The 11,141-nt window shown below is 62.7% G+C and carries 11 protein-coding genes; 6 read left to right on the top strand and 5 right to left on the bottom strand.

The features are described 5' to 3' along the window. Positions 1 to 76: 76 nt before the first annotated feature. Both QOC89_RS26405 and ureG read left to right on the top strand, forming a co-directional pair. A complete protein-coding gene (locus QOC89_RS26405) occupies positions 77 to 757 on the top strand; it encodes an urease accessory protein UreF (protein WP_323047721.1) in 681 nt (226 codons plus the stop codon). Positions 758 to 769: 12 nt separating this feature from the next. After that, entirely contained in the window at positions 770 to 1,423 is a 654-nt protein-coding gene (ureG, locus tag QOC89_RS26400; protein ID WP_323047719.1) for an urease accessory protein UreG, read from the top strand. A 4-nt stretch (positions 1,424 to 1,427) separates the two neighbouring features. On the opposite strand, the gene QOC89_RS26395 is transcribed toward ureG, so the two are convergent. From QOC89_RS26395 to QOC89_RS26375, 5 genes are all read right to left on the bottom strand, one after another. Further along, positions 1,428 to 2,180, bottom strand: a complete 753-nt coding sequence (locus tag QOC89_RS26395; protein WP_323047718.1) for a cell filamentation protein Fic — start codon at positions 2,178 to 2,180, stop codon at positions 1,428 to 1,430. Between the two features lie 120 nt (positions 2,181 to 2,300). Continuing rightward, the gene (gene waaA, locus QOC89_RS26390) at positions 2,301 to 3,620 is read right to left on the bottom strand and encodes a lipid IV(A) 3-deoxy-D-manno-octulosonic acid transferase (RefSeq protein WP_323047717.1); all 1,320 of its coding nucleotides are present in this window, start codon (positions 3,618 to 3,620) and stop codon (positions 2,301 to 2,303) included. 106 nt (positions 3,621 to 3,726) lie between these two features. Beyond that, positions 3,727 to 4,611 carry a Kdo hydroxylase family protein gene (locus QOC89_RS26385; RefSeq protein ID WP_323047716.1) on the bottom strand — a complete coding sequence of 295 codons (885 nt, stop codon included), beginning with the start codon at positions 4,609 to 4,611 and terminating at the stop codon, positions 3,727 to 3,729. 61 nt (positions 4,612 to 4,672) lie between these two features. After that, positions 4,673 to 5,674 (bottom strand): lipopolysaccharide heptosyltransferase I, encoded by a 1,002-nt coding sequence (gene waaC / locus QOC89_RS26380; RefSeq protein WP_323047715.1) that lies wholly within the window; start codon positions 5,672 to 5,674, stop codon positions 4,673 to 4,675. Between the two features lie 242 nt (positions 5,675 to 5,916). Further along, complete coding sequence (locus tag QOC89_RS26375; protein ID WP_323047714.1) at positions 5,917 to 7,311, bottom strand: phosphomannomutase/phosphoglucomutase; 1,395 nt, start codon at positions 7,309 to 7,311, stop codon at positions 5,917 to 5,919. 355 nt (positions 7,312 to 7,666) lie between these two features. Here QOC89_RS26375 and QOC89_RS26370 point away from each other — a divergent pair, with 355 nt between their 5' ends. The 4 genes from QOC89_RS26370 to QOC89_RS26355 all read left to right on the top strand — a co-directional run. Beyond that, complete coding sequence (locus QOC89_RS26370) at positions 7,667 to 8,929, top strand: oligosaccharide flippase family protein (RefSeq protein WP_323047713.1); 1,263 nt, start codon at positions 7,667 to 7,669, stop codon at positions 8,927 to 8,929. Continuing rightward, positions 8,926 to 9,753 (top strand): glycosyltransferase, encoded by an 828-nt coding sequence (locus QOC89_RS26365; RefSeq protein ID WP_323047712.1) that lies wholly within the window; start codon positions 8,926 to 8,928, stop codon positions 9,751 to 9,753. The genes QOC89_RS26370 and QOC89_RS26365 overlap by 4 nt, the downstream gene beginning before the upstream one ends. A gap of 89 nt (positions 9,754 to 9,842) precedes the next feature. Continuing rightward, on the top strand, positions 9,843 to 10,991 hold the full coding sequence (locus tag QOC89_RS26360; protein ID WP_323047711.1) for a glycosyltransferase family 4 protein: 1,149 nt from the start codon (positions 9,843 to 9,845) through the stop codon (positions 10,989 to 10,991). A gap of 12 nt (positions 10,992 to 11,003) precedes the next feature. Next, positions 11,004 to 11,141, top strand: a 138-nt coding sequence (locus QOC89_RS26355) for an NAD-dependent epimerase/dehydratase family protein (protein WP_323047720.1), incomplete at its 3' end; no start/stop codon positions are given.

Below are 11,141 nucleotides of genomic sequence, written 5' to 3'. Positions count from 1 at the left end.
CACGACCACTCGCACGACCACAAAGACGACGATCACGTCCACGATGAATCGTGCGGCCACGGGCATCACCCCCACCATGCGCATCGCTGAGCTCACAGCGCTGCTGCATCTTGCGTCGCCTGCATTGCCGATCGGCGCGTTCAGCTACTCGCAAGGTCTCGAAGCGGCGATCGAAGCGCAACTCATCACCGACGCCGATACCGCACGCGCCTGGATCGCGAGCGGTTTGACCGATGTGCTCGCGCGTGGCGAGTTGCCGTTTCTCGCGCATCAGATGGAACGCTGGCGTGCGCACGAGGCCGACGGCCTGAAGGAAGCGAACAGCGAATTCCTGGCAAGCCGCGAGTCCGCGGAACTAAGACGCGAGACGGAACAGATGGGCTGGTCGCTGCGACAGCTGTGCGTTTCGCTGGAATGGGGCGATGCCGAGCGACGCACCACGCTGGCATCGCTCAAGCCCTTGGCCCAGCCCACGGCTTTCGCCTTCGCCGCTTTCGCCCACGACGCAGCGCCAGACGCCGCGCTCGCTGCGTATGCATTCAGCTGGGTGGAGAATCAGGCAGCCGCCGCATTGAAGGCCGTGCCGCTGGGCCAACTCGCCGGCCAGCGCATCATCGTCGCGCTACGCGAGCCGATCGATGCCGCCGTCAGGCAAGCGTTGGCCACCTCGCCCGACAACATCAACACTTTCGCGCCGCAACTCGGCATTCTGTCGGCACGTCACGAGTCGCAGTATTCGCGGCTCTTCCGCTCGTAAAAAAGATCAATCATGAACGCACCTCATCAAGCCACTCACTCGTCGGTCCGCACGAAGAAACTGCCGCCGCTGCGCGTGGGCGTCGGCGGCCCGGTCGGCTCGGGCAAGACCACGCTCCTCGAAATGCTCTGCAAGGCGATGCGCGAACAGTACGACCTCGTCGCGATCACCAACGACATCTATACGAAGGAAGACCAGCGTCTGCTGACTGTGGCAGGCGCGTTGCCGGCCGAGCGGATCATGGGCGTGGAGACGGGCGGCTGTCCGCACACGGCGATTCGTGAGGACGCTTCGATCAACCTCGAAGCCGTCGACCGTATGCTGACGCGCTTTCCCGATGCGGACATCGTGTTCATCGAATCGGGCGGCGATAACCTCGCGGCGACCTTCAGCCCGGAACTGTCGGACCTGACGATCTATGTGATCGACGTAGCCGGCGGTGAGAAGATTCCGCGCAAAGGTGGACCTGGCATCACGAAGTCGGATCTGCTGGTGATCAACAAGACCGACCTCGCGCCGATGGTCGGCGCGAACCTGGAAGTGATGGCGTCGGACGCGAAGAAGATGCGCGGCGAGCGGCCCTTCGTGATGTGTAATCTAAAGGCGCTCGATGGACTGGACGTGGTGGTGAAGTTTATCGAGGCGAAGGGGTTGTTGAAGGTTTGAGGCCTTACTCGCCCGGATGGCATTCAAGCAGGAATGCCATCATTTCGGACCCATCTTTCGACAGATAGAAGCGCACCATCTTCTCGTTGAAATCGCCCGCGCGCTGCGCCGGCACGCTGATCGCGTCGATACCGTTCGACATCAGCACGCCGTTCATCATGAACCGTGAAGTACGCTTATTGCCGTCGAAGAAGAACTGTTGCAATGCTCCGAACAGGAAGAAGGCGCAAGCTCTCTCGAAAGCATTGGAAACCTGATCGGTCAGTACGCGTGTGCCTGCGGCAAAAACCCTGTTGAGTTCAGGAGCACCCGGCAGGGTCGGCAGCGGGGTATGTCGCCCCGCCTCCCCCAACGCTACGTCGGGCGTGTATCGCGTTTCCTCTCCTTCCCCACGGAAGACGCCGCCGCACCTCGATATCTCGGCTGACGTGACAAGGCGAAGCAGATCGCAGAGCGTCGCTTTACCCAGCACGAAGCGACCATCCCGGACAATTGCAAGCAGATATTTGGACGCTCGGATCAAACCTATTATCTGCGCCTGGTCAGCTACCTTCCGGCCTCCAACCGTTACGCCATCCAACAGCGTTTTGACTTCGGTGAAGGTGAGCGGATTTCCGTCAAGTACGCTCGCATCCCACACGAACTCCGGCAGCATCCGATGAAAGCGAAAACACACCCGTTTAATCGAATGGATTGGCAGATTTTGGGGAATCGTGGCGCGATCCCATTGAAAGCCGAGGTGGGTGAAAAGCGTCATGGCAGTTTGGAAAAAGCAGTTTGGGTCGCAGGCCGTCAGCACTCGGGCCGGTTGTTGCAGAATATACGACTTATCGGCATGCGAAGCGATATGGCAAGCACCACCTTCACGGCACTCGCCTCACTCCTCCGGCAACACCGCCATCAACACATCCACCGTGCGTGCCGTCGCGCCGCGGTGCCGCGCGGCAAACGCCGAAGCCGCGCCGCCCATCGCCAGCCTTCTCGCCTTGTCGCTGAACAGTTCGCGCAACACGCGCGCCAACTCAGCCGGATCTTGCACCTGCACCGCCGCCCCAGCCGCGACCGCGTCCGCGGTGGCTTGCGTGAAATTGAACACATGCGGCCCGATCAGCACCGGCACCCCGACCGCACACGCCTCAATCAGATTCTGCCCGCCCAGCGGCAGCAAGCTCCCACCGATAAACGCCAGATCCGAAGCGGCATAGTAAGCGCCCAACTCGCCCATCGAATCACCGAGCAGCACGTTCACACCCGCTGGCAAAGCGGGAACGCCACCGCCCGCGCTTGAAGCGGCAGCCGATGCCACCGCCGCCGCAGGTGCCCACGTTGAGCGCCGCTCAAGACGCAAACCCGCCTTTTCAACCAACGCCGCCACTTCGTTAAACCGTTGCGGATGACGCGGCACCAGAATCAGCAACGCATTGTCGACGCCAAGCGCCGCGAACGCCTGCAGCACCAATTCCTCTTCACCTTCGCGCGTACTCGCCGCGACCCACACCGGCCGCGTGCCGATCGCCGCACGCCACGCATGACCGCGCGCCGCCAGTTCCGCCGGCGTGTTCATATCGAACTTCAGATTGCCGAGCACCGCGACGTTACGCGCACCGAGTGCAGTGAGCCGTTCCGCATCCGACGGACTCTGCGCCAGTACGCGCGCAAATCCGCCGAACACGTCTTTGGTCGCATGGCCGAATTTGGCCGCGCGCTTGAACGAACGCGCCGACATGCGCGCATTGGTCAGCACCAGCGGCACATCCGCGCGACGGCATTCGTCGATCAGCGTCGGCCATACTTCAGTTTCCATCACGAGACCGAGCGACGGCCGCCACGCCCGCAAGAACCGCCGCACCGCGTGCGGCATGTCGTACGGCAGATAGCTGCGCAACACCCGGTCGCCGAAAATCTGCTCGCCGGTGGCACGGCCGCTCGGCGTCATATGCGTCAAAAGAATGCGCGCATCGGGACGCGCTTTCATCAGCGCGTCGATCAGCGGTTGCGCGGCACGCGTCTCGCCCACCGACACCGCATGCACCCAGATCAGCGGCGCATTGTCTTCCGGCAGGCGGCCGCCCGAGTAACCGAACCGCTCGCCGATATGCTCACGATAACCACGCTCCTTGCGCGAACGGATCAGCAGACGCAACACGGCAAGCGGCGCGATGATCCACCAGAGCGCGTTATAGATCGCCCTCAGCATCGAGACTCCGCGCGTCTAAAGCTGGGCTTCGGCGCGAGTGTCGAGATGACTTTCGTCGTGAGCTTCGCGTCGAGCGCGCGTGCGCGATCCACAGCGGCAGCGGCGCTCAAACCAGCGCCCTGCCCTTCAGGCGCTCAAGAATGCCGAGCGGCGCGCAGTCGGGCTGCGCCATCGCCTTGACCGGCAGGAAGAAGGTCTGCTCCAGCATGAACTGGCCGGACATCACCGCATGCGAGGTCTGATCGGAGAAACAGACCCAGACGCTGCCCGGCGGAAACGGCATGGTCTGCTGCGGGCTCGACTTCTGATACTCGAGGTCGGCCTTCATGCTGTCGTGCAGATTCAGCATCAGGTGATCGTATTCGCTGCGCGGAGATTTAGTGACGTGCAGCAGATTCAGCAGCCACGCCGAACCCGGCATTTGCGGTTTGATACGCGGCAGGAACCGCGTGGCCATATCCTCGAACGGTTCGCCGACGCGCCACACGCGCGGCGCACCATGCGGATTGACGTTGGTGAACACGCGCAGAATGCGCTCGCCATAGTTCGGCCGCGACGGGAACGCATCCACATGCAAACGGCTGTCGTCCTTGCGCCACGACGTCTCACGCCCTTCCACCTGATGCAGCCGCAAGCTCGTGGGCGCGACGCGCAATCTGCCGTTGTATTCGGGGAACAGCCCATCGACGAGCGTGCGCGCATTGGCCTGATAACGCGCGATCAGCGCGCGCACCGCCGATTGCGTGACGGCGTCGCCAGCCACGCCATGCAGCGCGCCGCCATTCGGTTCGAGACTGATGTTCTTGCGGTTCGGATCGGCCAGCGCGGGATCGAGCAAGGCCTGTTCGCCGCCCTCGATTGCAAAGCGCAGGTTCGGGAAATACAGCACCTTGCCGCGTTCGACGCCGGCCAGCAGCATCTCGCGCGACACGGACAGATTGCGTCCGTGCCAGTCAGCGTTCGCTACTTCGATGATCTGGGTTTCGTTCATGGTCGCCCTTGAAAACGGATGGTGCGTAAGGCGAAGCACACCGCATTACCACGCTACAACATTAGAGCAGGCCGAAACCGGCCAGCGCGGACTTGACCTCCTGCAGCGTGGGCGGCTTGCCAGCCGTACCGAGATTGATGACGTTCGGCGACCAGTAGCCGCCGGTACGCCAGGCGGTGGCGAAATTGTACAACTCGATCGTGGGCCGCTTCAGCGCCGCCGCGATGTGAACCAGACCTGTGTCAACCCCGACTGTCGCGGCGGCGCCTTCGATCAGGCCGACCACCGCCGGCAACGCCAACCGGGGCGGCACAATAGCGGCAGCGCCGAATTCCTTCGCCAGACGTTCGCTGGTGACGCGCTCTCCTTCGCTGCCCCACGGCAGCACGATCGACGCTCCGCGCCGCACCAGAGACTGACCGAGCTCGATCCACGCGGTATCGGGCCACTGCTTGTCGGCGCGCGAGGTAGCATGCGCGAACACGACGTAGGGCACCGGCAGGTTCAGATTCGCCTCCGACAAAGCCAGCGCCGCGCGCCCGGTGTCGAGGCCGAAGTCGATATCGTCGGTGGGTTGCGGTTGCGGGTCGTCCAGTGCCGCGGCCACCAGTTGGCGCGTACGCTCCACCACATGGGTGCGCGCCTCGATCGGCACGCGCTTGTCGTAGAAGAAACGCACCGGCCATTCGAAGCCCGCGCCGTCGGTCCGGTTCGCGAGGCCGACCACGGGTCCGCGCGCCATGCTCGCGACCCACGCGGTTTTGATGAGCCCCTGGCAGTCGATCACGAGGTCGTAATTCTCGGCGGCGAGTGCGCGGCGAAATGCGCCGATCTCGCGCCAGTTGTCGATCGAGAGAATGCGCTTGCGCCAACGGCGCAGCGATACGGGAATCGCCCGCCGCACGCCGCTGACCAGTTCCACGAGTCCCACGAAGCTTTCTTCGACGAGCCAGTCGATCTGGGCGTCGGGATGACGGCGTCGGATGTCGGCGATCACCGGCATGTTGTGAACCACGTCGCCCAATGACGACACCCTCACGATCAGTATCTTTTGCACGCTCAAGTGTGGGAAAACCGGCGATCCGGCCCGAAGATGCAGTGAGAGAACCCCCAGACCTGCCGCTTCGCGACAGGCCCCCCAAGGGGGGTGAGAAAACTTGGGGCGGCCCGGCGTTTTCTCACGAGGACCGCAATTCTAGCGCGCCGCAGGTAAATGACATGAAAAAACGCGGCGCGGTAAGTGAAACCCGCGCCGCGTTCGACGGCTGCCGCGGTTCATCACGAACCACGGCGCCGCTCAAGCTTTTAGAACGGCAGCTTCGCGTCAGGCTTCTCCGCCATGATCACGCGGCGGAAGTCTTCCTGGATGCGCCTGAGCGCTTCGTCGCTATCGGCTTCGAAACGCATCACCACCACCGGCGTGGTGTTAGACGAACGCGCGAGGCCAAAGCCGTCCGGATACTCGACACGCAGACCGTCGATCTTCACGATGTCGTCCGCGCCGGTGAACTTCGCGTTTTGCTGCAAGCGCGCGATCAGTTCGAAATTCTCGCCTTCTTCGAGCTTCAGTTGCAGTTCCGGCGTGGAATTCGAATTCGGCAGCGAGTTCAACAGTTGGCTTGGATCGACCACCCGCGTGAGGATTTCCAGAAGACGCGCGCCCGTGTAAAGGCCGTCGTCGAAACCGTACCAGCGGTCCTTGAAGAACACGTGGCCGCTCATTTCGCCTGCCAGCGGCGCGCCGGTCTCGCGCAACTTCGCCTTCACCAGCGAGTGGCCGGTCTTCCACATCAGCGGTTCGCCGCCCTTGTCCTTGACCCACTTGGCCAGGTTGCGCGTGCACTTCACGTCGTAAATGATCTGCGCGCCCTTGTTGCGCGACAGCACTTCTTCGGCGAACAGCATGAGTTGACGGTCCGGATAGATGATCTGGCCGTCTTTGGTGACGACGCCGAGGCGGTCGCCGTCGCCGTCGAAGGCGAAACCGATTTCAGCGTCGGTTTCCTTCAGCGCGCGGATCACGTCCTGGAGGTTTTCCGGGTGAGCCGGGTCCGGGTGGTGATTCGGGAAGTTGCCGTCGATCTCGGTGAACAGTTCGACCAGTTCGCAACCGAGCTTCTTGAAGAGCTTCGGCGCGAGGCCACCGGCGACCCCATTGCCCGTATCCACCACGATCTTGATCGGACGTGCCAGCTTGACGTCGCTGGCAATGCGCTCGAGATAGGCGTCGGCGATATCGTACTCAGTGTAGGTGCCGCTGCCTTCAGAGAAGTTTTCGTCGACGATACGCTGATGCAACGCCTGGATCTGCTCGCCGTAAATGGCCGCGCTGCGCAGGACCATCTTGAAGCCGTTGTAGTCAGGCGGATTGTGACTACCCGTCACGACGATGCACGAATCGACGCGGCGTTCGCCGCCGGCGAGCTGCAACGGCACGCTGGCCGCGAAGTAGCCGACCGGCGTGGGCACCATGCCGACATTGACCACGTCGACGCCGGCTGCACGCAGCCCGTCCGACAGCGCCTGGATCAGTTCGGGACCCGACAGGCGTCCGTCACGCGCGACTACCACGGCGTCGCCGCCTTGCGCCCGTACTTCGCTGCCGAAGGCACGGCCGATCGAACGCGCTGCATCGGCGTCGAGCGTCTTGCCGATCACGCCGCGAATGTCATACGCCTTGAAAATAGATTTGGAGATCATGTTGGCTCACTTGCGTGAAATAGAAAATTTTGACCGGCGCGTCGCTGGAGGATCGGTAAATTGAGCAGCGAATTCGCTCTTCACCGACTGACAAGACCTCGCGAAGCGCTTATGCCGGAAGCGATCCGGTTCCAACTTATAATTACGCTTTTCGGACCAGTCTTATAACCACCATTCTAATGCTTAGACGCCCTCCTTTTGCAAAGTTGCCGCGACAGGCGGCCAGGTGGGCGGTTGCGCACTGCACGCGCAGTACGCACAGTGCACGCCTCGCGTCGCCGGTGCCGCCCATGCCATTGGCGCAAACGGCGCAAGCCGTACAACCAGCGCCGTTGCATTGCCGAGCGGCCGCCGGATGCTGACGCTCAAACGCTTCGCCAACCCCGACGTCACGCGCGCCTTCACCAATATCGTCTGGCTAGGGCTGGAGCGGCTCACACAGATCGGCGTGGCGATCGTGATCAGCGGCATGCTGGCGCGCTACTTCGGGCCCGACACCTTCGGCAAATGGCAGTACGCGAACACGCTCCTGCTGGTGCTTTCGCCGATCACCTGGGTGTGCGGCGCCGAAATTCTGGTGCCCACCATCGTCGAGCGGCCGCCCACTCAGCTGGGCACGGTGCTCGGCAGCGCCTTCACACTGCGCTTTTCGGTTTCCGTCGCGGCGCTGCTGATCACGTGGCTCGGCATCGCGCTGCACTTCTTCGACCCGCTGGTGGGCGCGATGCTCGCCGGCCTCGCGGTGACGATGCTGTTTCGCGAGCCGTTCGTCGGCGTGATCAACGCGTGGCTGCAAAGCATGACGTACAGCAAGCCGCAGTTGCTCACCAGCATGAGCACCGCGGTGGTCAAAGCGGGTTTTGTCTATCTGCTGGTACGCGCGATGGCGACGCCCGCGCGCTTTGGCTGGCTGTGGGCCGCCGAATCCGCGGCGATCGGCGCGGTTCTTCTGATCTATTACATGCGCCGGCATAGCGGCAAGCTCGGCTGGCATCTGGACCGTTCGCTCTTCAAGCATTTCGCGACGGCGGGCACGGTGTTCTGGCTCGGGCTGATCTGTATGTATCTGTTCCTGAAACTGGACAGACTGATGCTCGAACGGGCAATTTCGTTCGCCGACCTCGGCCGCTATTCCGCCGCGCAGCAGTTGAACGAAAACTGGATCACGCTCGCGCTGATGCTCGCGCAAACCATTGCGCCGGCCTTCGTCTATCGCGTGCAGGATGCGGCGCAATTGCGCCGCAACGTGTGGCGGCTCACGGCGATGACCGCCGCGCTGATGGTCAGCGGCGCGATCGTGCTGGATCTGCTGGCTGGTGTCATCATCCGCCGCGTGTTCGGGCCGGGCTTTGAAGGCGCCATCGAGATTTTTCGCTGGGCCGTGTGGCTTTCCGTGCCGGCCGGGATCGAAGCGATCGGCAATCTGATCGTGCTGAAATATCAGGCCAAGTTCGTGTTGCTTTCCAAGTGGCTGTTGGCGCTGGCGGTCGCGTTCGCCGTCAATCTGCTGGCCATTCCGCGGCTCGGCGCTTACGGCGCGCTGGTCGGACTCGCGGCCGGCTATCTCGCCGCCGCGTCAGTCAATCTCTATTACATCCGTTTCAAATTGCGCCCATGACGAATTCATCCGCCACAGCGCACTCCCTCGACGACGTCGCCGTCCTGATGCCCGCGTTCAACGGCCAGGCCGACGTCGATCTCACGCTGGCCTCGTTCAGCGAAAGCGCGCTGGTCCATGTACTGATCGTCGACGACGGCAGCACGACACCGATCGTCGCTCCCGCGATCCCGAACATGCAGATCGAAGTGCTGCGCATGGTGCGCAACAGCGGCATCGAACGCGCGCTGCAAACCGGCATCGACGCCCTTGCTGAGCGCGGTTTTCGCTACGCGGCCCGCATCGACGCCGGCGACCGCAGCGTGCCGCAACGGCTCGCCAAACAACGCAGGTTCATGGAACTGCATCCGCAAGTGGCCGGCCTCGGCATGTGGACGCAGGTCGTCACGCGTGAGGGGAAACCGCTTTTCATGCTGACGCCGCCCGCCGAACCGAATGAGATCCGGCGTCGGCGATTTTTCCGTTTGTGTCTCGCGCATCCTTCGATGATGCTGCGTGTCGACGCGGTGCGCGCGGTCGGCAACTATCGCGCGGCGTATCCTTCCGCCGAAGACCTCGACCTGTTCCTGCGTTTGATGGAGCGCCACGACTGCGCGAATCTGCCGGAACTCGGGCTCTATTACGAGCTGAACGAAGGCGGTATTAGCGCGACCAAACGGCGCCGTCAGGTCAACTCGACGCTGCGGCTGCAACTACGCTACTTCAACGCCGCCAATCTGTACGACTGGCTGGGTCTCGCCAAGAACCTGCTGCATCTGGTGACGCCTTACAGTGCGTTGCAGCGGGTCAAACGGACGCTGCTTGCGCCGCGTGCCAGCCATTGATTCCATTGCGCGACTCACATTGCGGCACTCACATTGCGTCATTTATTCAGTCATTTCACTCCGTCATTCACCGTCGAGCCCGTTCCCGCATGAAGCCTGCCTTGAAGTCGACGCCCGCGCTACGCATTACACTCGTCTGTAACACCGCCTGGGCAATCTATACGTATCGGCAAGGGCTGATCCGCATGCTGGTTGGACGCGGCGTCGACGTGACGGTGCTCGCGCCGCGCGACCGCACGTTCGACCTGCTCACCGCGATGGGGTGCCGCTGCATCGAATTGCCGGTGGCGTCCAAAGGCACCAGTCCGCGCGACGACCTGCGCACGCTTTTGTCGTTGTATCGTTTGTATCGAAGCATCCGCCCGCATGTCGTGTTCCACTACACGATCAAGCCGAACATCTACGGCTCGGTCGCCGCGAAACTGGCGGGCGTGCAGTCGGTGGCGGTGACGACCGGGCTCGGTTACGTGTTCATCCAGCAGAGCCGCGCGGCGCGTGTCGCCAAAAAACTGTACCGTTTTGCCTTCCGTTTTCCGCGTGAAGTCTGGTTTTTGAACCGCGACGACCAGGCCGCGTTTGTCGAGCAGAATTTGTTGGTGCATCCTGAGCGTGCGCGGCTGTTGCATGGCGAAGGCGTCGATCTCGAACAGTTCGCCTTCACGCCGCTGCCGGAGCGGGCGGAATTCAGGTTCGTGCTGATCGGGCGGCTCTTGTGGGACAAAGGCGTCGGCGAATATGTCGAAGCCGCGAGGCGTGTGCGTGAACGTTACCCGCAGGCGCGCTTCCAGTTGCTCGGTCCGGTCGGCGTCGACAACCCGAGCGCGATCACGCGCGAAGAGGTGGCCGAGTGGGAGCGGGATGGCATCATCGAGTATCTTGGCGAGGCGCACGACGTACGGCCCTTCATCGCCGGCGCGGACTGCGTGGTCCTGCCGTCGTACCGGGAAGGCGTGCCTCGCACGCTGATGGAAGCATCGGCGATGGGCCGGCCGATCGTCACGACGGACGTGCCCGGCTGCCGTGAGGTGGTGACGGACGGCGTCAACGGATTGCTGTGCGAAGTACGCAATGCGGAGAGTCTTGCCGCGAAGCTGGCGCAGATGCTCGACATGAGCGGCGCCGAGCGCCGTGCAATGGCTGAACGCGGTCGACAGAAAGTCGCGCAAGAGTTCGACGAACGCGTTGTCGTCGAAACGTATAAAGACCTGGTGCAGAAAATGACGGGCGTTTTACTTTAACGGAGCAACAGCATGAGCACGAAGGGTACGATTCTGGTAACAGGTGGCGCAGGATTTATCGGCTCGCACACCTGTGTCGAACTGCTGAACGGTGGTTACGACGTCGTGGTAATCGACAATCTCGTGAACAGCAACCGCGAATCGCTGCGG

This window comes from Paraburkholderia sp. (genome assembly GCF_034668105.1).
GTDB lineage: Bacteria > Pseudomonadota > Gammaproteobacteria > Burkholderiales > Burkholderiaceae > Paraburkholderia.
Note: the sequence above shows the minus strand (reverse complement) of the source record. Positions and strands in the feature narration are given on the sequence as shown.

Coding starts and splice junctions, on each gene's coding strand:
- QOC89_RS26360 (WP_323047711.1), top strand. CDS start 9,843: ATGAAGCCTGCCTTGAAGTCGACGCCCGCGCTACGCATTACACTCGTC.
- waaA (WP_323047717.1), bottom strand. CDS start 3,620: ATGCTGAGGGCGATCTATAACGCGCTCTGGTGGATCATCGCGCCGCTT.
- QOC89_RS26395 (WP_323047718.1), bottom strand. CDS start 2,180: ATGACGCTTTTCACCCACCTCGGCTTTCAATGGGATCGCGCCACGATT.
- QOC89_RS26365 (WP_323047712.1), top strand. CDS start 8,926: ATGACGAATTCATCCGCCACAGCGCACTCCCTCGACGACGTCGCCGTC.
- QOC89_RS26405 (WP_323047721.1), top strand. CDS start 77: ATGCGCATCGCTGAGCTCACAGCGCTGCTGCATCTTGCGTCGCCTGCA.
- QOC89_RS26370 (WP_323047713.1), top strand. CDS start 7,667: ATGCTGACGCTCAAACGCTTCGCCAACCCCGACGTCACGCGCGCCTTC.
- QOC89_RS26375 (WP_323047714.1), bottom strand. CDS start 7,311: ATGATCTCCAAATCTATTTTCAAGGCGTATGACATTCGCGGCGTGATC.
- QOC89_RS26385 (WP_323047716.1), bottom strand. CDS start 4,611: ATGAACGAAACCCAGATCATCGAAGTAGCGAACGCTGACTGGCACGGA.
- ureG (WP_323047719.1), top strand. CDS start 770: ATGAACGCACCTCATCAAGCCACTCACTCGTCGGTCCGCACGAAGAAA.